Below are 21,777 nucleotides of genomic sequence, written 5' to 3'. Positions count from 1 at the left end.
TATTTTTTGATAATGAATTGATATTTATACGGTTGTAATTACGAAAGTGTGATTAAAAAAGGGCAATCGTGCTGTTGGATATTCCATACAACCCGATTACCCTATCTGTATAGTAAATGTTGATTACTGGGCTTCCGCCTGTTTTTCTGCTGTGTTTAATTTACTGTTCTTTTTACCATAGCCGAAGTAAATGGCTAAGCCCATTACCAGCCAAACGGCAAGCCTTAACCAGGTTTCCCAGGGTAAAAATGCCATCATGGCAATGCAGGTTAAAATACCCAAGATTGGGATTAACGGCACTAAAGGAACCTTAAACGGTCGTTTAGCTTCAGGGTTTGTTTTTCTTAAAATCAGGATACCTACACATACCATTAAAAAGGCCAGCAAGGTACCGATACTGGTCATTTCGCCCACAACATTCATGGGAACAAATGCCGCAAAAAGACCAATAAATAAACAAAGGATAATGTTCGACTTATATGGCGTTTTAAATTTTGAATGCACATCAGAAAACATTTTTGGTAACAATCCATCTTTACTGATGGAGTAAAACATCCGCGACTGTGCCATTAAATCAATCAGGATTACGGATGTGTAACCAATCAGGATGGCTAAAATAATGGCCTGACTTAACCAGGCATAAGGTGTTTTTTCGATGGCTATGGCTACCGGTGCGCCACTATTGGCAAATTCTTTGTAATTGGCCAGACCTGTCATCACATGACCGAACAATCCAAACAAAACCGTACAAACCACCAAAGAGCCAATAATACCGATCGGTAGATCCCTTGCCGGATTTTTGGTTTCCTGTGCGGAAGCGGCAACGGCATCAAAGCCTATAAATACAAAAAATACTAAACCTGCACCGCGTAATACACCGCTCCATCCAAACTGACCGAATGTTCCGGTATTTTCGGGGATGTATGGATGATAATTTGCGGGATCGATATATTGCCAGCCTAAAGCGATAAAAACCAATACCACACCTACTTTAAGAAACACAATAATGCCATTCACAATGGCCGAGCCTTTGGTACCTCTGATCAGTATGGCCGTCATTAATACCACTACCAGCGCTGCGGGTATATTAATGATGCCGTGAACAGCAGAACCATCTGCCAGTTTAGCGGTTTCGAAAGGAGATAGGGTTAACTGGGGCGGAAGATAAATGTGTAAACTGGCTAAAAACCTGGTTAAATACTGCGACCAGCTGATGGCTACAGTAGCACAACCTACAGAGTATTCCAATACCAGGTCCCAGCCAATAATCCAGGCGAAAAGCTCGCCCATGGTCGCGTAAGAATAGGTATATGCACTCCCGGCAACTGGAATCATAGAGGCAAATTCTGCGTAACAAAGTGCCGCAAAACCGCAACCTAAAGCTGCAATTACAAAAGACAGGGTTACCGCCGGACCAGAATGATTGGCTGCAGCCAGACCTGTAATCGAAAATAAACCGGCGCCAAGTGTCAGGCCAACGCCAATTAAAATCAGGTTGATGGGGCCTAAGGTTCTTTTAAGCGTTCCTTCGCCACTTTCGTTTGCCTCTGCAACAATGCTGGCAATAGATTTCTTCATGAAAATAAGTTAAGATTTTGCAAAACTATTAAAATATATTAAATCTATCGTATTTATCTATTTAATCACTGTGGCTAACTTCCGCAGTCTGCAATGGGCTGTGATAGGAGACTTCGGAAGTTTAAAAGGCTTTGGAGAAATCTGTTTAATTATTTTTGAAAATTTGCGTGCTGCTTTTCATAGGGGCCAGCAGTCCCGCCATCGCTTGTAGTCCTCGTTACGCCTTGCTTCACTGTGGGCTACCCGCTCTGTCGGGTTTATTTACAAAGGACCGTTATAGAATTATTCGAAAACCATAAATAGTAATAACAGCCTTTCCACCTAAACCTGATAGCGCCAGATAGCCCCCGATTTAGGCAAGTGTTTTGTATTTAAGATCTATTTAATCGGGGCTATGGGCAATAGCAGGACTGCAGGATCCTAAGTATTACAGGGCATTGCTTTTCAAAAAAAAACTCTGTACTAAAACTTCATCTTGTCCTAGCCGGACGGGCTTCTTTCTTTTTGGCAGCAAAAAGACCAGCGAAGCTAGCTTGAATGCCATTAAAAACATAAAGAAACATGAAAAAACAAAAACTGCCGGCTGAAAATTTTTCTTTTAAAGTATGTGATAAGGCTTTTTCAGTGCTAACCGAAAAATTTGTTAGGCCGGATCGGTGTAGAACGGTGAGGCAATACTTTGGCCTAGCTGGATGGACAAGCATAATCAATTATGATATTCCCTTTCTTTAATTGGTATTAATTTTTCTTCTAAATGGCGGACCCTTATTGCCTAAACCAGATAGCTCCCGATTTAAGTAAATGTTTGTATTTAAGGTCTATTTAATTGGGGCTATAGGCAATAGCAGGACTGCAAAAACCGAAGCGTTACAAGGCCTTGCTTTCCCAAAAAATCATAAAAAAATCTTAGCATTTAAAAAATTATTCTCAAATTATAAAATTTTATTTAAAATTATTTTATTGATAATCAGTTTGTTGTGAATTTACTTCTATTTATTTTAGTACTATGTATTGCATGGTAGTATATAAAACATATATCTTTGTTATATGATAGCAGAAAATACGCAAACACAAATGCGGAAGGGAATTCTGGAATACTGTGTTTTATCAATCATCTCACGGGGCGAAATTTATGCTTCGGATATTATTGCCGAGTTAAGGTCGGCAAAGCTGCTGGTGGTTGAGGGCACATTATATCCATTATTAACCAGGCTTAAAAACAACGGTTTGTTAAGCTACAACTGGGTAGAGTCTACCTCAGGCCCACCGCGTAAATATTATACCTTAACCGAAGATGGTCGGGGTATTTTATCACAATTAGATCAAACCTGGCAGGAGCTGGCTTATGCTGTAGGTATTTCACAAAAAGGAGCCAACTCATAATTACTAAAAAGGAAATGGAAAAGACCATCATCATCAATATAGGAAACACGATTATTCACATTGAAGAAAGTGCTTACGAGCTCTTAAAAGCCTACCTAAACGAAGTAAAACAATATTTTGCCAATCATGCCGATGACCTTGAAATTGTAACGGATATTGAAAACCGGATTGCCGAACTGTTAACCGAGCAATTGGAAGAACAGAAAAAACAAGTGGTAGACTCGGCCAATGTAAATTCGGTGATTGCACAAATGGGCAGGGTACAGGATTTTGATACGGTAGAAGAAGGTGAGGAAGAACCTGTGATTAACAGTACCTACCAACACCAGTACGTAGAGAAAAAACTGTACCGCGATATGGATGACCGTGTAGTAGCTGGGGTTTGTGCGGGGATTGCACATTTTGTAAATGCTGATCCGAAATGGATCAGGCTGGCTACTTTGCTGATCAGTTTTGTTGGTGGATTTGGCATACTGGTATATGCACTACTTTGGATCATCATGCCAAAAGCAAAATCAAGGGTAGAAAAAATGGAAATGAAGGGCGAACCTGCAAATCTTCAGGGATTTCAGAAAAACCTGGATGAAGAACTGCAGGCTGTTAAAGAGCGTTTAACTGAAGTAAATAAACATGCACAGCCTTTATTTTCACGTTTCGGGATTTTTATCGGTGAGTTTTTCGAGTGGCTTGGCCGTTTTATCTCAGGTACCGGAAAGGTAATTTTTAAAGTAATTGCTGGTTTTATCGTAGTATTTGGTGTACTATTTTTAATTGCTTTAATTATTGGTACAGCTGCTTTTCAGGGCTTTTGGGATGCAAGCATTTACGAATATTTTCCATTCTCCATTGTTAATGAAAGCAATAGAGGGATCATTTTATTTGCTGCATTTATTGTCTGTTTTGTACCGGTTTTGGCTTTGGTATTATTCTCTATCAGGGTAGCTTTTAACAAACAGGCCATTAATAAAACACTTTCTTTCGCGCTGTTGATTATCTGGTTGGCCGGTGTAGCGGTAACGGGTTATCAGGCAGCTAAAATATCATCTGAGTTTAAGCAGCACGCAGAGTTAACACAAACAACCGACCTGAAATCTTTTCCTACATACACCCTGAACATTGATAAAAGTAAATATTTCAGCAAAGAAGACAGCGTGGCATATCATATTGATGCCAATAACCGCCATCAGATTGTGGTTGATGACCTGGAAGATGGACCATTTGTTTCGCCGAACCGAATCCGTATTGATATTAATAAAAGCGAAACTGGTGTTGCCCGTTTAACGCAGAAATACGAATCGCAGGGCAAAACCTTCCAAAGTGCCTTGCAAAATGCACAGAACATCAGCTATAATTACGTAGTGAAAGATTCAGAACTGATTTTCAGTCCGAGGTTTCAATTGAGAAAGGGAAGCATCTGGAGAAACCAGGAAGTAAGGTTAAATCTTGAAATCCCGGTAGGCACAAAACTAATTTTAAAGCAGGATATTTACCGCTACGTGAATAATTACTGGACCTGGGAGTGTAGCGATAGTGAAAATGACCACAATGATTCGAGTCTCTGGATCATGACAGACGACGGTTTGAAATGTGTTGCCAAATTAAAAGAAGAGGCTTTAAAAAAGGAAAAGCTAAAGGGAGAACTATACGATTTGGAACAGTTGAAAAAGAGTAAACCTACGGATACCATTTACCAGGATTCTGTATCAAACCGGATTAGGGAGGTTAAAGAAGAGTTGGGGATTGAGCCTGAGCAATAGCAATTTAAAGAACATAAACCTACTAAAATAGATCTCTCCGTTTCGCGGCGCTTCAGTCGAGATGACGATTAGCGAGGCCGGGATTGACGATCACACCTAAAAAGAAGAAACCATGAAAACATTATTTACGCTAATTGCATGCCTGATGGTGTGTGGGGCTTCTTTTGCCCAAAAATTAAATAAACTTACCGGCAAAATTGTTGATGAAAAAACTGATCCCGTGCCGTTTGCCATTGTTCGGGTGCTGAATTATCCGGATACGAGCCTTGTAAAAAATGTATCGACCAATATAGATGGGGAGTTTAACATCGACCAGTTAAAAAGTGGCGAATATGTGCTATCAGTTTCTATAGTGGGGTTTAAAAGTAAAAAGACAGACCATTTTTCAATCAACGGAGATTTAAATCTACCTGCCATCAGTATAGAAAGTTTAACCAAACAATTAAAAGAAGTGAGCGTTCAAGGCAAAAAGCCTTTTATCGAACACCAGATTGATAAAACGGTGCTGAATGTAGAGAATAGTATTACAGCAGCCGGCGGTACCGCTTTAGAGGTCTTGGAAAAAGCCCCTGGCGTACAGATCGATCGCCAGAGTGACCAGATTAAACTGAACAATAAAAGCGGTGTAACGGTGATGATCGACGGAAAATCGAACTTCCTTTCTGGTGCAGATATTACTACTTTGCTAAGCAACATGAGCAGCGATCAGATTTCGACGATTGAGTTGATCACCAATCCATCTGCTAAATATGATGCTGCAGGAAATGCCGGAATTATCAACATCAAACTTAAACGCAATAAAGCTTATGGTACCAATGGTACGGTCTCTATTAATACGGGGCAGGGCATTATGCCTGATTCGCCCAGCGATTTATTACGTGCCGGGGTAAACCTGAACTTAAACCACAGACAGGGCAAATGGAACATTTTTGGAAATGGAGCTATTGCACGCAAAGCCCAGTTTAATAATACGTTTTTAACCCGTACCACTTTATCGGAAGGATTGGCCAGTTCGCTGACGCAAAATTTCGACCGCAAAAATAAAGGTGTTGGCTTTCAGGGGAAATTAGGTGCAGATTATTATGCTTCGGAGAAAACAGTTTTCGGGGTAATGTTGGATGCCAATACGGTAAATACCAAGCTGACTAACTTCAGCAATACCAATATTAATGCTGTACAAAATGGTGCTTCGAACCTCAGTTATATTTTACAGGATGCCAATTCGAGCTCGCCGGTTGGTAATTTAACGGCCAACTTTAATATTAAGCACGATTTCGATAAAAAAGGCAAAAGCCTTACGTTCGACATAGATTATTCGGGTTTTAGTAATAAAAAGAATGAAAATTTTTTGGCCAATTATTTAAATGCAAATGGCAACTCAACCAATCAAACCAGCTTAAGGAATAATACCGATGCCGAAATTAATATATATGCGGCTAAAACAGATCTTACCTTACCCATTTCTAAAACGATGAAGGTTGAGGCTGGTTTAAAAAGCAGTTACGTCGTAACCAATAACGATTTTATTTCGGAACAGCTGATTGCCGGTGTTTGGCAAAATGATATAGGCAAATCGAACAATTTCGTCTATAAAGAGAATATCAATGCCATTTACGGTAGTTTCTCTAAAGAATGGAAAGTATGGCAGATTCAGCTGGGGTTGAGGGCAGAGCACACACATTCTAATGGTACTTCTGTAACCGACCAGAAAGAAGTAGACCGGAACTATCTGTCTGTTTTTCCAACAGTTTTTGTTAACCAGAAAATCAGCGAAAACCACAACCTCCGTTATTCTTATGGCAGAAGAGTTGACCGCCCGAATTACCAGCAATTAAATCCCTTTGTGTTTTATATGGATCCTTTGGCGGTTGATCAGGGAAATCCTTACCTGAAACCGCAGTTTACCGATAATTACCAGATCAGCTACAGTTATAAGCAGGCTTCTTTCTCACTGAGCTATTCGAATACGCGTGATATGATCACACAGATTAGCAAACAGGATGATGCTACCCGGGTAATCAGTGTAATCCGCCAGAATTTAGGCCGCTTCCAGAATTATTCAGCCGATTTATATGTTCCCATCAAGGTTACCAAATGGTGGAATATTCAAAATAATGTAAGTGTTTATTACAGCAAATTTAATGATGGAAATATTGAAGGTGCTGCATACAGCGCTGGCAAAGCTGCAGTAAATGTTTTTACTTCCCATTCCTTTACCCTGCCTCAAAACTTTAGTGTCGAAATTAGTGCTTGGCTAAATTCCCCACGGGTTTCGGGCGTAGAGCAAACCACCATTTATCAGGGCGCTTTAAATGCCGGAATTCAGAAAACTTTGATGGATAAAAAGCTAAAATTACGTCTGAATATGGATGATATCTTGCTTACCAATCACTGGGAAGGGAAACTGGTTTATCAGAACATCAACATGAATGTTGTAAACCATTATACCAGCCGAAGGGCAAATTTCAGCATCAGCTATAACTTCGGGAACCAGAATGTGAAATCGGCGCGGTCCAGGAATACAGCTACTGATGATATTAAAAACAGAGCGGGAGGGTAGTTGCGAGTTGGGAGTTTGGAGTCATGAGTCTTGAGTCCGAAGTCCAGAGTCCAGAGGTGATTTTTACTCCAGTTAACCAATTTAAACAATTAACCGATTAACCAATAAAAATGAAAAATATCTTGTACAGCATCGCGATTTTAGTTGTCGCCTTAAGTTTTGGTTGCCACAATGGCGAAGGACATTTATCGGTAAGCACAATAGATAACCATACCGACTTTAAATTTGAAGCAAAGTATGCTGAAAGTAAAACGAATAAATTGGAAAAATACATGGACAGTGCTTTAAATAATGAACTTCCACTAGATCAGCATATTGATCTGTTTGTGAACTTAAATGGCAGCGATAAGTTTAACCTGAAAGCCAAAAAGGGCTGGTTGGAGATTAATTTCGACAAGAAGAACAGTTCTTTAGCAGGTTATATGAAAGTGAAAAAACTGACGGAAGGGATTAAAAATAAGTTAATGGAATAGGTGCTTTTTTAACCGCAAAGGGCGCTGAGAGAAGGCGCTGAGGACGCAAAGTTGAATGGTCTTCGACTCCGCTCAGACTGACGATTTATGAAGAAAAATCTGCGCGTATCAGTGTGATCAGCGGGAGAATGCTTGCTTAATATTTTTCCCGCAGATTTAAGGTAATGGGCGCAGAATTAAAGCGGTCGTCATTCTCGCGCATGCGGGAACCTTAATGCTTATATATTGCTAATTGCTTTTTTAATGATGAAGTTAAACAAGAGAAAAGGCTCAGCTGGTATATCATTAGCTAGTCTTCGGCTCCGCTCAGACTGACGATTTATGAAGAAAAATCTGCGTGTATCAGTGTGATCAGCGGGAATCAATACTGTCATTCTGAACGCAGTGAAGAATCTTTATTAAACCACAGAGAACACAAAGAGAAACACAGAGCACACAAAGCTAGGCGACTGTCGTTTAGCAACAAGATCTTTCGTACGCTATCGCCATTTATTTATATGCTCTACTTTGTTCTGGAACTGTGCTGCAAGCGACTTCATTCGTGATTGCAAAATTAATTTTCGGCCTTCTATTGTGCGGGTAAATATTAAATCCCAAGTGCCTACATAACGTTCCCATTGGTTTCTGAAATACGCTGCAAGGGTTTTATTTCTCCCAATCAGCTCGGGAACAGCGTGGTAATCCTTTTGTCTAATAAAAAGCATTAATCTGTTTTTCCTGACTAACCAATTGAGTTTATGGAAGGTTAATTTAGATAAGGTAACTTTACCGCGCTGCTGTTGTCGTTGGTTTCTTCTGGCTTTGCTCATGTTAATTACCTGTATTTTTCAAAACATGCCGCAAATATTTTTGGAAGTTGCCGTACCCATTTTTCTCGGGATGTTCTAAATCAATCATTTCTTCAATTCCGGTATCGAATATTTGCCAGTCATAAATTCTCGCAATTTTTACTAACTCAAAAAGAGCGGCCTCACCATAAAGACTAAATACTTTATTGCTTACAGGTTCGGTATCAACAAAATAATCTATAACGTATCCTTCACCTTTTATTTTCCGCTGATTTTGGTTAGCAATAATATTGATAAAATGCTTTTCCATAATAATGTTAAAATCTATCACTACAAGTAGTTCTTTGTCTACTTCTTCAATAGTCCTTATTTTTTGCTTGGAGCTAAATATTACAATATCCCAACTCATATTAGTATCTCGTTATTCGTTTATTTAAGTTTATGCTATCACTCCATTTTTCTCTACCACCATCATTTAGTGAAATTATGTTGGCAGATAGATAAATGATATGTTTGTTAGGTTCGTAGCTAACTTTGATCTCATCTGGATAGGCAATTACATTGTAATATTCCTTTTTGATTATTTGGTATTCAAAAACAGGTAACCATGCAACAGTTTTATAAATTTCTACACGTGTACCCCTGTAATCAGAAATGGCATTTCCAATGGAATATTCTTTATAAATAATGTCATCGTCCAATTTTTTTACTTTATCAGTTTCGAAATCTGCGACAATAAATCCTACGCCCAAAATACCAAGTGTACCCGAAAGATAACCTATTCCAAAAGTGCCTATCATGAGCAAAGTGCCGGTAATTTTTAAGAATTTATTCGGCTGAAATTGCGACCACCATAATATAAGCGATAGGCAGAGGTAAAAAGCCGAAACCAATAACCAGTTTACCGTTATCGATATCGTTGAAAGCTTAAATAATAAAGCTAAAATGGTTAAAACAGTTAATATAATTGAAATTTTAAGCACCCATTGCCTTATTTTGGGTATCTTTTTAGTTAATGCAAAAAAGATTAAGCTTAAAATAGGATAGATCCATAGTGCTGTTAAAGTAATAGAGAATGGATTCATTGAGCGTTAAGGTTGATTGAGGTATAATATTATTTCAACGGTGATCAGCGCTAGGCATAACTTGTTTTCTTTAGTCATTTATTAAACCAATCATTTCGCTAATTCTTCTCTCAGCTTCCTGTTTAGGAATTCCTCCATAATAATCTTGAACAAATTGATGCTCAAAATCCTCATGTGGAATAATTAATGGGCGATTATTGCCTTTCTGGGTGTAAACCGTTGTAGGAATACTCAATGTGTCTTGGTAGCCTGGTATATTGTTGCATAGCCAGCCGAAATAAGTTACCTCATGGTTCTCATTATTAAAATTACTCTTATAATCTTCGAAACTCTTTTCACTTAACGATACCCACAAACCATATTGAAGGTCGTCACAATGATCGTTAACAGGCTGCAATAAGGTACAACGGATAAATCTGTCAATGTCTTCCCCATCTTCTATCGTACAAAAATCAGAGCTTAAAGTTGCAATGGTTTCTTTATCATGCTCATGTAGATTATCATAATGTAAAGGTGAGTTGAACGCAAGTGCAGGCCAATCGTAATGTATTTCACCACAGGTATGGCATGTATAAGTGGAGAGCTGACTCATTAACTGATTAATTTAATTTGAATGAAAGATATGCATTATGGAGAAGAGTACAAAGTAGGTAAAACGGTAAATATAGATTATGTGATAATTATACAATAGGTTATAATCCAATAACGAATAAATTGGATAAATCTATAAGCAAATTAATCTTGAGATGAGCGCTTTGTGCTCGTGAACCTAACTTAAGCAGATTGTTTTTGTTGAATCATAAAAAACGCCCATACTTTTTGGCATGAGCGCTAGTTGCTTGTTTATTGTCTTTAATGTTTTACATCAGCAGGGGCATTGGTGGTCGAATCTGCTACAGCATCGGTACTGGTACTATCAACTACCTTATTGGTATCAGTGTATTTGTACATGCTGTCGGCATTTTCCTGATCGGCTTTTTTACCACTACATGCTGACAATGCTAAACCAAATGCGGCTACTAAAATTATTATTTTCGTTTTCATATCAAATGTTATTGGTGTATTAATATAATCCGTTTTAAAAGGCAATTGTTTTGGTAATGATTAAATTAGTCGGGAGTTGGGTGGCCGAGGTCGGATGTTTGGGAGCATTTTTTTACCACAAAGGTCACGGAGAAAAGGCACAGAGAACACGAAGCAGCATGAGGGCGAATAAGTTAGTCTGAAAGGGTAGGTCATTGCGAACCGAAGGGCGGGATTGTTGTGATGGCGTGAAGCAATCTTTTTTCCAGTCAGGAGTGGGGTGACCGAGGTCGGAGGTTTGGGCAATTTTTTAACCGCAAAGGTCACAGAGAAAATGAGCGCAAAGAACGTAAAGTTGGTTGATCTTCAATTAAGCTCCACTCGATCGTCATTCTCGCGTATGCGGGAATCTTTTTCGGTATTGCGTTTTACCCCTAACAACACAAAGAAAGCAGTCTGGAAAATTTAGTCATTCCAAACTGAAGGGCAGGGTTGTGGTTGTGGCATGCAGCAATCTTTTTAGGTAAGTATTTACACGCTAATTAAATAAAGCTAACTTGCCCAATAATGAGAGTCACCATAGTTATAGTCTTTTGCGTTGCTCTCTTTTTAATGTCCACTTCAATAATAATTGATTGATAACGAGTTCAAATAAGATAGTTAAAATAGCCTCCATGTTTTTAAATTATCATCAATTTAATACCTAACTTATATCCGTTAACTTAATAACCTTATCGCTTTCAAATAAGAAAACAGACCTACCCGAAAGATTTATTGCCTCGCCTGCTTTAAGACCATTGGGAAGGTCTATAGCCAATATAGCATAATAATCAATTTCTATTTCTACCTGCTGTGCAGCATGTTTGATTGATTTAATGCGTTGTTCCCTTGTTTTAAAATATGCTTTTGCCTGTTCTGCCTGCTCTTTAAAAGCGGCTATACCCTTTAGCGACATATTGGTTTCATTGTTCTGAACATTTTCAAAAACTACGTTTTCATCAAAGTTTATCACCATATTGTCTACATCGAAGTTGTTATAGGCTTCAACATAGTTTCTAACGATTTCTTCTTTTAAAGGCATAGTATTGGTTATTCTCAAGCTATATAATGTTTACTTCGTGCTAAATTGAATGTTGCATTAAAGATATAAGTATTCGGTTATCTGTGCAAGTGATAAAAGGTTTGCACAAACTTAGGTTAAAACTTCTTTTTCCCATTGTGTAGATCTTCTGGTGTCTCAGATTTAATGACAACTCCTGCTTCTTTGTTCTGTATACCATACTGTTTCTGAAGCTCCTCTTTGTTTAATACTTTGATCTCTTTAAAAACCTTATCATTAATTAAGGCTAAATTACCCTCAAAATTCTTATCCAGTACTTTATCGTTTAGGATATACTGAATGGTAGTGTCTTGATTAGCAACGGGTAATAAAGCTGCATATTCTGGCGATTTGCTGCGAAAGTATTTCCAATATCTTGATTTAGCGAATGAAATTGTTTCGATATATACAGCTCCATCCTTGCCATTCTCACCAAATATCTTCATGGCCTCTTCACCTTTCAAAACTGTAACAATCGCTATACTGTTCGGATCATATTTCATCAATTCACCTTTGTCAACATTAACGCTATCCATAAAGTAAACTGGCTCTGCGCCAAGTTTCTTAATCGCTCGTTTAGGCGATTGGCTGAAAGCCATTATTGTTGTTAAAGTAAAAATCGTGGTAAGAATAAATTTGGATGAGCGCATATAGGTCTTTTTAGTGTAGCGAATATATCACATTTCATAGTGATTTGCAATCTTGTATGCCCACATTTGTATGTGAAAATAGCACCTATTCTCGCGCGAGTCTTAGCGGGATAGCAGGGTTGGGTTGACATGTGCTTTTTGAAATTTTGATAGATAATTTTACCTTAAATTATTTATAAAGCACAAGTCAGGCCATCGCATTGGCCTCAGTGCTAAGACTTGCGCTAGAGAAGGCTGTACTACCATTAACAGACTCCAATAGAAAAATCGTCATTGCGAGGAACGAAGCAATCTTAATGCGCACGCTAGTAGCGATCGTTGTAAGATTGCTTCGTCGGCTGAAAAAGCCTTCTCGCAATGACGATGCCTCTTGGCCTTTCAATTTGCTGATTTATCTGTCATTCAAATTGATTTTTATAAAATAAATTATCCCTCATAGCACCGATAACACATCAAAAATGCACACAGATAGCTGATTACCCGTGTGCATTTTAAAGTTGAAAACACTTAGCTTACCACCGGTGGTTCTACTCCTGTTGTAGTGGCACGGCGGTTTTGCAGTAGGGCATAGTTGCCAATGTGCTGGTTAATCAGGTTTACGGTACTGGCCCAGGGTTCTGCACCATCGTTAATATCGAAGTTAGAGTTAATCCGTGTACGCAGTTTATAATATAAGTTATTGGTAGTATTGCGTAACTCGCGCAGCTTTTCGGTAGGTGCGGCAGCCAGTTCTTCATTCCGTTTAATATAGGCCTGGTTAAAATCGTTATTGGCCGATTCTAATTCGTTTAGCCAGTTGCCCAGGTTTAAAGCCTTTACCGCCTCTTGCAGTTCGGGTTTGTTTTTCCAATCGTTAACAATGTTGCGCAATATGGTGGTTTCGCTCTGGTAATTCTCTCTGGCTATGCTGCTGCCAAATAGCGCCAAATGGGCACTTAGTGTTTTGCCGTGCTGGTTTATTACCGGATCTGCACTGTAAACTAAACTTTGTACCTGCAGGCTGATACCGTTTATGGCATCATCGCGCCGTTTATCTAAAGCCTCTATCTCGGCCGTTACCAAACTGGCCTGACTAATTTTGAAAAGCTTCTCCACATTGTCGGTTGCGGTGCGCAATGCATCATACTGCGCACTAACATTGAGCGCTTTCGGATCATTTTTCAATACAATGTTTAAGGTATCGGTTAAAAACTGAATATACTCGCTGTTTCTGAGCGGTTGTAATACGATGGAGTTAATCATAAGGTCTAATTTAATGGTTGATGTTTTTTGTGTTTTTTACTTTGATTTACTGCTGCAACCTGCAGGAGGGTTTCAAAGTAACTTTAATTAGCCACTGCACATTGCAGGAAGGTTTCAAAACAACTTCGATTGTTTGCTGCACACTGCAGGAGCATTTCAAAGAAACTTTAATCGTTAGCCGCACACTGCAGCAAGGTTTCAAAGTAATTTGCCCCTTTTAAATAAAAGAGATGGTTTTTTAAATGTTTTTGTGCTGCGGTTACAGCATGTTGCAGAACGCGGGGGTTCCCTGATCATTCCTGTTATTTTCATAACGCATTAATTTTATGGGTATAAAACCCGTTAATAAAATGTAGGGATGATTTTTGATAACCGTGGAGGTAGAAAAACTGCCGCCCGGTTTAAAGGGATATGACTAAGATAACGAAAAGGTTAGTTACTGGCAAAGAAATTTTTGAGAAAGTCTTTAGTCTGAAGTCGGTAGTCCGGAGTCGGAGGACCGAGGTTTGGTGCTTTACCGCGATCGTTCAATATGCGGTCGCTACCTGTTCATTGAAGTCTGGTTATTGATAATTAAATACTCTGCTTCGTCATTGCGAATTTTTTAACCGCAAAGGGCACAGAGAAAAAGGCGCAAAGGACACAAGTTATAGTCAGAAGTTGGAAAGACCGAAGACTGAGGTTTGGTGTCGTCATTGCGAACTGAAGCGAAGGGCTATTGTAGTGGCGTGAAGCAATCTTTTAGCAGATATTTATGTATCAAAAATTGGTCGTCATCTCGACTGTAGCGCAGTCCCGAACGTTCGGGAGAGAGATCTTTGGACTATGTTAAAAGATTTCTCGACTTCGCTGCGCTCCGCTCGAAATGACGGATGATCGGATGGAGAAATTTCTATAGCAAATCTCTAGGCGTATCGTCATTTCGACCGCAGTGGAGAAATCTTTGAACTGGGTTTTACATGCAACTTTAAAAGATTTAGCTTCGCTGAGCCTTCGGGTTCTCGACTTCGCTGCGCTCCGCTCGAAATGACGGATGATCGGATGGAGAAATTTCTATAGCAAATCTCTAGGCGTATCGTCATTTCGACCGCAGTGGAGAAATCTTTGAACTGGGTTTTACATGCAACTTTAAAAGATTTAGCTTCGCTGAGCCTTCGGGTTCTCGACTTCGCTGTGCGCCGCTCGAAATGACGGATAATCGGATGGAGAAATTTCCAGGCATATCATTGCGAACTGAAGGGCAGGGCAGTTGCGGTGGTAGGGAAGTCCGCTTTTATAACATGTGCAAAAATTAATTAGCCACTGAAACACAGAAATCACGGAGGAAATTAAAGTTTTTCCGTATTCTTCGTGCTTCCGTGGCAAAAATAATGCTTGGGCAGGCGCAGAAAGAAGAAGTAGTATATTGAAGATGATCGTCACCCTGACCTGTAGCGCAGCGGAAAGCTACGCAGTAAACCGAGCCTTAAGCGAGCTCACCGAAGGTAATTTATTTCAGGGTCTATCCGGTAGTTAATATATCTGTATACAAATTTAATTCTTCTTTTAATTTGTTTTTTAGCAGCTTAATTGTAAAATTTTGCTATATTTATATCGCGAACACAGTTGGGCTGTATTTAAATTTTTCGCAAAATGCACCTAACAAAAAATCAAATTACTTTATCTAAACTGGAGTTTAGTTATCGCACACTCAAAAGGCCTTTTAATGTAAACCTGGCGCAAAATTCAATTCAATTTTTAAAACAGCTCCGTGGCAAACCATCATCTAATAAAGAATGCGATTGGTATGTACTGTTTGTAAACCAAAACCACGAGGTTTTTTGCTGGCACAAACTAAAGCAACAGGCCAAACCGATTAACTGCATACAGCAACTGGCGGGTTTGGCTATTGCCTGTAATGCTTATGGTGTACTGGTGGTAAACTATTGCGATGTGAAAAGCATTAAGGTTAACCCCCTCGACGAACTTTTTGTAAGCACCTGTTTTAATACCTGCGCAAAGCTAAACATCGAAATTATCGATTATGTAATCTGTAATGCGCAAACGCATTATAGTTTTAGAGATGGGTATAGGGATTAAAATTCTACTGGGCTGTTGAGAGACAGCCCTATCTTTTTAGTGTTTATGGCTTTTACGCTCCCTCCCGTCATACGACCGGAGTGCGACGCAGTAAAGAAATCTATCTCGATAAAATTATTGTAATTCAATTATTCTATTTTCAACAGAATAATTCATTTCATCTTCTAGCCTTGTCCATAATATATTATAAATAAAATTGGGAATTAGAGGACTTAAAATTCTATTATTATATATTCTATCTTGTATCCTTCTTATTTTTTCAATATCAATGTCATTTTGTAGATCAGCTTGATCTAGTTCTTTTTCAATAATTTCTTTTAGTTTTTGAAGATTATCTATTGATTCTAAATTCGTAGATATTTCTTTATACGTGAACACAAATATTGGTAATGAGGGAAAGATTACTTCGACAATAAACTTTTGCATACTGAAATTATTTAAAAGAGAAAATACCAGTAAACAAGAAAAAGTCAATATAGAAATCACTACCAAGTAATTATTATATTTCCTCTTAATTGAAAAGTCATAACATATATTCATTCTTTGACAAAATAATATCGCAACATTAGTTTGTAACAAGCCAATCTTGGTTGAATACCAGTTTGTCACCTTTAAAACTTTATGAGGATCTAATTTATCTTTTATAGAGTTTGATCGGATAATATCAAAGTCTATTGGAACTAGGTTTAGTGTTTCGTTTTCTATTACTCCTAAAACATCTATATCAAATTTTTCTTGTATTGAGGCTGCTATTTTTTTATGACGATCAATAATACTTTCAACCATTTTTTCAAAAATTAACACGATGATCGAATATGTTACATAAATCCAACCCTTCTCATTTATTATTAAAGCAGTAAAGTTTGTAATAATCGACAAAAAAATTGGAACTAGAATAGTCATCAAAAGCAAGAAATATTGTAATATTTTTGCATTTGAATATAATCTACGTTGGGCAAGCAATTTATCTATATTTATATCCAGATTTTGAGCCGTCAATATTTGATTTCCATTATTCATATTTAGGGAAGTTGTAGCCAAATATTTCGCGCCATTTGTTAATTGCTTTTTCTTGATTTTTTTCTTGGGTTTCCGCGCTAACTGCCTCTTTTGCTTTATCAAAAGCCCAACTTGACTTCTCTAATATTGCTTTCTTCTGTTCGTAAGTTAGATAATTTAAATCTCCTTGAATTCCTTTTGGATCATTTACAGCATAGTAGATGTGTACTGACAAATAATAAAAAAAATCTCTTATATCAAAATCTAACCATTGACCCAATTGAGATGTAGTTATGAAATTAATGACTATTTGTTCAAATAGGTAAGAAGTAATTGTATGTGTAGAATTGTACCTATTCCAATATTTAAGCGTTCTGATAAGTTGCAAGGCTCTACCTTGATTTTTTTGATTTACTTCAGTGACTAATTTTTGATCTACCCTCGGGTCAGTTGATTTCCAGTTTCCATTTCCATCGGGAATTAAATATAAATCAGTATCGGTATAGAAGCAGGGAACAATGTCAAAGACCCATTCATAAGAATTAAGATCTAAAGTTGCGGCTTCTCCTCGATTGTGAAGTTTGGCGGATTTATAATGTTCAATTTTTGCAAGTGAGAGCTTTAACTTATTTACAACTTTGGTTGAATTTAAAATGTCATTATCTGATAAAAGCCTTAATCTATTACCTGCATTCGGGGTATTAATAATATAATTTTCATATTGTTTTAGATATGTTGCGCCATTCGCAGTAAGGCAAAACATTACATCGACATCATCTAATTCTCTAATTTTAGTTTTCCTTGCAAAGGAACCATATTTTATATGCCTTTCTTTATATTTAAAAGGAAAATCTAAGTCATCTTTGTCATCCAATTTATTCAATTGTTCCCAAAGCCAATCTCTACTAGAATTTGCTCTGTCCGTTCTGTTAGGATCAAGGTTTACAATGTTGGTATTGAATTCGTTAAATGCTGTATTTACTGTCTGTGCCATAAAGAAATATTGAAAATTAGATTTGCTAATATGGAAAAGAAATAACATATAACTATACGGTAAACCGTAATTACACATTTTTAGTAAGATCATACAGTTGAGTAAGATTTCATAAGAGTAACACGAAGATTAAGTTATAACTTACAACTACCTCCTCTAAGTCCAAAGAACAAATCGGTATCTGGTTTTGCATAGTATTTGCTATGCATGCATTATAAATCTGTTATCTTTGCAGCTTTTAACACCTTATCCGCATTCATTATCCTATTCATGGGCAAAAACAGCATCGGCTCTACCATTTCGTACTTCTTTTTAGGCGAGTACTTTTCTGATGCCCTGCGCACCACCATTACCGTGGTATTACCCATTATTTTATTTTTTTACCTGGGCAATCCCGAAGCGGCAAAAGGAATAGGGGTTGGGGCTTTGCTAATCAGTTTAACCGATCTGCCTGATAACCGGCTGAATAAACTGAAAACAGCCTTATCCAGTATCATCGTGTTTTTCCTGGCCACCTTGGTGGTTTCATCCGTATTGTACCATCCATACCTTACCGCGGCAGTGGTGGTTATGGCGGCTTTTGGCTGTTCTATGTTTGCGGTATATGGGCAAAAACTCTCGTTGATTGGTACCATGGCCCTGATTGTATGCACCTTTGTAATGGGGCTCCATCCGGCCAGGCCGCTGTACTTTAGTAGTTATATTTTGCTGGGTGGTGTGTGGTATTATGTCATCAGCCTGATCCAGATTTTGATACGGCCTTACCGTTCGCTGCACCATGCTATTTTCGAATGCCTGATGAGCAGTGCCTCATTTTTAAATGCAAAGGCTAAAAATTATGATGTGGATGTACCGCTTGATCCACAACAGAAGGAGGCCATTAAACTGCACATCAAGGTAAACCAGAAACACGAGCTGATCCGGAACCTGCTGCTTACCGATAAATATGCTATGAATCCCGACAACCCCAAAGGCCGGTTGTTGCTGGAGCGGGCGAGGTTACTGATTGATTTATATGAGCAGTTGAACGCGGTACATTACGATTATGCTTTGGTACGAAAAACTTTGGCTACCGGCCCGAGTTTAAAACTGATTGCCAGTTTGATCAGGTTACTGGCTAAAGAGCTGGAGCAGTTGGGCAGGCACGTGCGTTCGGCAAAGGCTTATAAAGGTGAGGTAGCCACCAATATCGAATATCAGCAGCAACGCATCGTGTTATTGCAGGAGATGGAACGTTTAAACGAAAGCCAGCGTAAAATTGTGCTGAAGGTGGTTTCGAACATGAACGATATTGTGCGGATTATTGAAATGATCAGGGGCAATGAGCGCGCCACCGAAAAACACTTGCAGGAACTGAGCGGAAAGATTTCTTACCCCCTTTTTATTACCGGCGATCGCTTTTCCATTAAGGAGCACCTGACGCTAAAATCGCCCATTTTTAGGTTTTCACTGCGGTTGGCTATCTGTTTCCTGTTTGGTTTCCTGCTCATCTGGCAGTTGGAGCCGAGCAAATACAGTTACTGGCTTTTCTTAACGCTGGTTATTGTAGCGCGACCTAAATTTTCGATTACCTGGAAAAGGAATTTACAGCGTTTAAAAGGAAGTATGGGCGGGGTGGTAATCGGACTGATCATCATCTATTTTGTGAAAAGTCCGGCGGTGCTGCTGTCTTTTTCGGTGGTTTTCTTGCTTGGTTTTTATGCCTTTAACCGCTTAAATTATACCGTTAGTGTGCTGTGTATTACCCCTGCGGTTATTTTAACACTGGGCAGTTATCAAGGTCATTTCGATCACCTGGTGCACGACCGGATTATCTTCACCGTACTGGGCTGCGTGATTGCCATTTTTGCCACCTATTTGTTCCCAATTTGGGATAGCCAGCAGCTAAGGGCAAAAATTACGGATGCGGTTACAGCCAGTATCCGTTACCTGGAGGTGGCCATTCAAAACCACGTTGACCGGAATGAGAATCAATCGCGTATGGCGCGAAAAAATGCCAATTTAAGTTTGTCTGGCTTAAGCGAAGCGATTGATTCCGCCAGCCAGGAACCGATGCGGAAACACATCGATTTTAATGGACTTTATGATGTACAGGCTATCATTTACCAGATTAATGCCATTATCACATCTATATACCTTTCGGGTCATCATCAACCGGGGCAGGCCAATGCGTTGCTGGTGAAACAAATTATAAGTAACCTGAATAAGGGAACTGTATTAAAAAATCATGCACTACCGCGTGTTGATGTTAGGGATTTAAATCATGACGATCATTCTACGAGCCAGAAGTTGGCACACATTGCCGCTTTATCGGATGAATTTAAGCGGTTTAGTGCTTGTTTTTTCGGGTGAATTTGATTGCTTGTCAGTCTGAAGGATAATTTATGGTGTAAAATCAATATGAGTGACGTACAATTGTGTTCTTGTTCTACGGCGCAGTCTTGCCTCGGCTCGCCGCCGCTGAAGGGCTCTTACTTTTTGACATCAAAAAGTAACAAAACCGAGGCGTTGCCGAGCTCATTAATACCAATGAAAACAATGGAAAACCATTAATAAAATGCCGGCTGAAAATTTTTCTTTCAAAGCCAGTGGCAGGGCCTGGTCATTGGAACCCGAAAAATTTCTTAGGCCGGATTTAAGTAGAACGTAGATTTGGTGGTATGGCCTAGCTGGATGGAAATGCATAGTTCCATAAGTCGATCATTAATAAGTGATTTTGAAATAACGTCGATGTTAGCGGAGTTGAAGACCTCGTCGATAGACCAATTTAGTTGTTTTTTTGGAAATGAAAGGGCAGTATATCTTGGCGGATTGTAGTCCTGCTTTCCATTCCAAGTCCTCACTCGATGAAGAATCGGGATTTCGGGCTTTCCATTTCATCCGATAGTTATAGGATCAGGTTTATTCACAATATCCAGTGCTGGTTTTCGAAGATAAATTTAATTTTTTTGTCAGTCTGAGCGGAGTCGAAGACCGTATCAAATGTTAATTTTCAAAATTTTTGTACATAAAAGATCCTTCGACTACGCTCAGGATGACAGATTCCTATGTAAAGATCGTCATTCCCAACTTGATTGGGAATCTTATAAAGTTGCATTAAGATTCCTGCATGCGCGAGAATGGCGACCGAACTAGTGGATTCTTTCAATGGTAGCGGAGTCGAAGACCAGCAAGCATCAACTCTTTCAGTGATTTATCGCAAAGCTCCTTGGCCTACGCTTAGAACGATAACCAAGGGAAGGCGATTTATCGCAAAGCCACACCACTACCTTTATAATTCAGGTGTTCTTTAATTCTTTCGAGTCTATTATTCTTTATGATGGTATTATAAACACCTTCAATCCTCGTGTTATCTGGGAAACTTGCTTTTAATTGGTTGACTAAGGATAAAGACTTGCTGTTGTCTTTCTCCGCAATGTACAATAAACTGGCGTCGACCAATAACTCATCAATCTGTACAGGTGTTAAGGATGTATCAATTTTTGGAATTTGTTTTTTGCCGATCTCATCAACAACTGCCTTAAAACCTGATTTAGCCAGCTCACTTTTCCCTTGTAATTCGTAAATCATCGATCTTTGATATTGAACATCTACATCCTCAGGGTTTTTCTTTAGCCATGCAGAACATAGTGCAATGGATGCATTGTAATTGTTCATGTAATTGTAGCAATTTAAGAAATTATAAAATACCAATTTAGATTCAGGATCTTCAGCCAAAGCTGTTTTGTAGAGTTTAACGGCACTTTCTAAAGAGTCTTTCGGGTATTTTAGTCCTATAACATTCAGATAGATTTTAACTGCGCTATCGTTGGCCAATTTTGCGCCTGGTTTTGGTTGACGATCTACTGGTTTATTATTTTGTTTACAAGAGCATAAGATACCTGCAACAAGAAATAGAATCACACTGATTTTTTTGATTAAGGTTTTGCCTGTAAGGGCTGGTAGCAAGTGGTAGTTTTGCATGAGCTGTTAATTAATTATTTGGTTGATTAAATATAAAAACTATTTATTTAGTTTCAATTGTTTGTGATGTAATTTATTTGTGAGTTTGATCTGATCTGGTTTAA

Annotated in this window: 18 protein-coding genes; 6 read left to right on the top strand and 12 right to left on the bottom strand. The window is 38.6% G+C overall.

The window, feature by feature from the left end; all coding sequences use genetic code 11:
- Window positions 1-123: 123 nt before the first annotated feature.
- Window positions 124-1,578 (bottom strand): amino acid permease, encoded by a 1,455-nt coding sequence (locus BM107_RS13590; protein ID WP_090984179.1) that lies wholly within the window; start codon window positions 1,576-1,578, stop codon window positions 124-126.
- A gap of 1,047 nt (window positions 1,579-2,625) precedes the next feature.
- Here BM107_RS13590 and BM107_RS13580 point away from each other — a divergent pair.
- The 4 genes from BM107_RS13580 to BM107_RS13565 all read left to right on the top strand — a co-directional run bounded on the left by BM107_RS13580 (window position 2,626) and on the right by BM107_RS13565 (window position 7,751).
- Window positions 2,626-2,961, top strand: coding sequence for a PadR family transcriptional regulator (locus tag BM107_RS13580; RefSeq protein WP_025145298.1), 336 nt, complete (start codon window positions 2,626-2,628; stop codon window positions 2,959-2,961).
- A 14-nt stretch (window positions 2,962-2,975) separates the two neighbouring features.
- Window positions 2,976-4,718 (top strand): PspC domain-containing protein, encoded by a 1,743-nt coding sequence (locus BM107_RS13575; protein WP_090984175.1) that lies wholly within the window; start codon window positions 2,976-2,978, stop codon window positions 4,716-4,718.
- 112 nt (window positions 4,719-4,830) lie between these two features.
- Window positions 4,831-7,278 (top strand): TonB-dependent receptor domain-containing protein, encoded by a 2,448-nt coding sequence (locus BM107_RS13570; protein ID WP_090984173.1) that lies wholly within the window; start codon window positions 4,831-4,833, stop codon window positions 7,276-7,278.
- Between the two features lie 110 nt (window positions 7,279-7,388).
- Entirely contained in the window at window positions 7,389-7,751 is a 363-nt protein-coding gene (locus BM107_RS13565) for a hypothetical protein (RefSeq protein WP_090984171.1), read from the top strand.
- A gap of 479 nt (window positions 7,752-8,230) precedes the next feature.
- On the opposite strand, the gene BM107_RS13560 is transcribed toward BM107_RS13565, so the two are convergent.
- The 8 genes from BM107_RS13560 to BM107_RS13525 form a co-directional block, all read right to left on the bottom strand.
- A complete protein-coding gene (locus tag BM107_RS13560) occupies window positions 8,231-8,560 on the bottom strand; it encodes a hypothetical protein (protein WP_090984169.1) in 330 nt (109 codons plus the stop codon).
- A gap of 1 nt (window position 8,561) precedes the next feature.
- Entirely contained in the window at window positions 8,562-8,948 is a 387-nt protein-coding gene (locus tag BM107_RS13555; protein WP_090984167.1) for a hypothetical protein, read from the bottom strand.
- A gap of 1 nt (window position 8,949) precedes the next feature.
- The gene (locus tag BM107_RS13550; RefSeq protein ID WP_090984165.1) at window positions 8,950-9,624 is read right to left on the bottom strand and encodes a hypothetical protein; all 675 of its coding nucleotides are present in this window, start codon (window positions 9,622-9,624) and stop codon (window positions 8,950-8,952) included.
- A gap of 70 nt (window positions 9,625-9,694) precedes the next feature.
- Window positions 9,695-10,216 carry a DUF2199 domain-containing protein gene (locus BM107_RS13545; RefSeq protein WP_090984163.1) on the bottom strand — a complete coding sequence of 174 codons (522 nt, stop codon included), beginning with the start codon at window positions 10,214-10,216 and terminating at the stop codon, window positions 9,695-9,697.
- Window positions 10,217-10,476: 260 nt separating this feature from the next.
- A complete protein-coding gene (locus BM107_RS13540) occupies window positions 10,477-10,668 on the bottom strand; it encodes a hypothetical protein (RefSeq protein ID WP_090984160.1) in 192 nt (63 codons plus the stop codon).
- A 682-nt stretch (window positions 10,669-11,350) separates the two neighbouring features.
- Window positions 11,351-11,728: a nuclear transport factor 2 family protein gene (locus BM107_RS13535; protein ID WP_090984158.1), complete on the bottom strand. Its 378-nt coding sequence runs from the start codon at window positions 11,726-11,728 to the stop codon at window positions 11,351-11,353.
- Window positions 11,729-11,844: 116 nt separating this feature from the next.
- Window positions 11,845-12,345, bottom strand: a complete 501-nt coding sequence (locus tag BM107_RS13530; RefSeq protein ID WP_090984155.1) for a hypothetical protein — start codon at window positions 12,343-12,345, stop codon at window positions 11,845-11,847.
- 558 nt (window positions 12,346-12,903) lie between these two features.
- Window positions 12,904-13,638: a DUF6261 family protein gene (locus tag BM107_RS13525; RefSeq protein WP_090504529.1), complete on the bottom strand. Its 735-nt coding sequence runs from the start codon at window positions 13,636-13,638 to the stop codon at window positions 12,904-12,906.
- 1,632 nt (window positions 13,639-15,270) lie between these two features.
- Between BM107_RS13525 and BM107_RS13515 the strand changes: the two genes are divergently transcribed.
- Window positions 15,271-15,717, top strand: a complete 447-nt coding sequence (locus BM107_RS13515; protein WP_090984150.1) for a JAB domain-containing protein — start codon at window positions 15,271-15,273, stop codon at window positions 15,715-15,717.
- A 114-nt stretch (window positions 15,718-15,831) separates the two neighbouring features.
- Here the strand turns inward: BM107_RS13515 and BM107_RS13510 are convergent, their stop codons facing one another.
- Complete coding sequence (locus BM107_RS13510; RefSeq protein ID WP_090984148.1) at window positions 15,832-16,737, bottom strand: S-4TM family putative pore-forming effector; 906 nt, start codon at window positions 16,735-16,737, stop codon at window positions 15,832-15,834.
- A complete protein-coding gene (locus tag BM107_RS13505; RefSeq protein WP_090984146.1) occupies window positions 16,730-17,710 on the bottom strand; it encodes an SMODS domain-containing nucleotidyltransferase in 981 nt (326 codons plus the stop codon). The genes BM107_RS13510 and BM107_RS13505 overlap by 8 nt, the downstream gene beginning before the upstream one ends.
- A gap of 270 nt (window positions 17,711-17,980) precedes the next feature.
- Between BM107_RS13505 and BM107_RS13500 the strand changes: the two genes are divergently transcribed.
- Entirely contained in the window at window positions 17,981-20,062 is a 2,082-nt protein-coding gene (locus BM107_RS13500; protein WP_159435243.1) for an FUSC family protein, read from the top strand.
- Between the two features lie 894 nt (window positions 20,063-20,956).
- On the opposite strand, the gene BM107_RS13495 is transcribed toward BM107_RS13500, so the two are convergent.
- On the bottom strand, window positions 20,957-21,673 hold the full coding sequence (locus tag BM107_RS13495) for a hypothetical protein (RefSeq protein WP_090984143.1): 717 nt from the start codon (window positions 21,671-21,673) through the stop codon (window positions 20,957-20,959).
- Between the last annotated feature and the right edge of the window lie 104 nt (window positions 21,674-21,777).

Origin of the sequence: Pedobacter suwonensis, from assembly GCF_900111825.1 — a bacterium.
GTDB classification, from domain to species: Bacteria; Bacteroidota; Bacteroidia; order Sphingobacteriales; family Sphingobacteriaceae; genus Pedobacter; species Pedobacter suwonensis.
The sequence above is the reverse complement of the archived record's forward strand: the minus strand, read 5'-3'. Positions and strand labels throughout refer to the sequence as shown.

Bases quoted from the DNA above. Each gene is read 5' to 3' on its own strand.
- BM107_RS13580 (WP_025145298.1), top strand. From the start codon at position 2,626: ATGATAGCAGAAAATACGCAAACACAAATGCGGAAGGGAATTCTGGAA.
- BM107_RS13590 (WP_090984179.1), bottom strand. From the start codon at position 1,578: ATGAAGAAATCTATTGCCAGCATTGTTGCAGAGGCAAACGAAAGTGGC.
- BM107_RS13570 (WP_090984173.1), top strand. From the start codon at position 4,831: ATGAAAACATTATTTACGCTAATTGCATGCCTGATGGTGTGTGGGGCT.
- BM107_RS13575 (WP_090984175.1), top strand. From the start codon at position 2,976: ATGGAAAAGACCATCATCATCAATATAGGAAACACGATTATTCACATT.
- BM107_RS13545 (WP_090984163.1), bottom strand. From the start codon at position 10,216: ATGAGTCAGCTCTCCACTTATACATGCCATACCTGTGGTGAAATACAT.
- BM107_RS13495 (WP_090984143.1), bottom strand. From the start codon at position 21,673: ATGCAAAACTACCACTTGCTACCAGCCCTTACAGGCAAAACCTTAATC.
- BM107_RS13540 (WP_090984160.1), bottom strand. From the start codon at position 10,668: ATGAAAACGAAAATAATAATTTTAGTAGCCGCATTTGGTTTAGCATTG.
- BM107_RS13505 (WP_090984146.1), bottom strand. From the start codon at position 17,710: ATGGCACAGACAGTAAATACAGCATTTAACGAATTCAATACCAACATT.
- BM107_RS13555 (WP_090984167.1), bottom strand. From the start codon at position 8,948: ATGAGTTGGGATATTGTAATATTTAGCTCCAAGCAAAAAATAAGGACT.
- BM107_RS13535 (WP_090984158.1), bottom strand. From the start codon at position 11,728: ATGCCTTTAAAAGAAGAAATCGTTAGAAACTATGTTGAAGCCTATAAC.
- BM107_RS13550 (WP_090984165.1), bottom strand. From the start codon at position 9,624: ATGAATCCATTCTCTATTACTTTAACAGCACTATGGATCTATCCTATT.
- BM107_RS13565 (WP_090984171.1), top strand. From the start codon at position 7,389: ATGAAAAATATCTTGTACAGCATCGCGATTTTAGTTGTCGCCTTAAGT.
- BM107_RS13530 (WP_090984155.1), bottom strand. From the start codon at position 12,345: ATGGCTTTCAGCCAATCGCCTAAACGAGCGATTAAGAAACTTGGCGCA.
- BM107_RS13510 (WP_090984148.1), bottom strand. From the start codon at position 16,737: ATGAATAATGGAAATCAAATATTGACGGCTCAAAATCTGGATATAAAT.
- BM107_RS13515 (WP_090984150.1), top strand. From the start codon at position 15,271: ATGCACCTAACAAAAAATCAAATTACTTTATCTAAACTGGAGTTTAGT.
- BM107_RS13500 (WP_159435243.1), top strand. From the start codon at position 17,981: ATGGGCAAAAACAGCATCGGCTCTACCATTTCGTACTTCTTTTTAGGC.
- BM107_RS13560 (WP_090984169.1), bottom strand. From the start codon at position 8,560: ATGAGCAAAGCCAGAAGAAACCAACGACAACAGCAGCGCGGTAAAGTT.
- BM107_RS13525 (WP_090504529.1), bottom strand. From the start codon at position 13,638: ATGATTAACTCCATCGTATTACAACCGCTCAGAAACAGCGAGTATATT.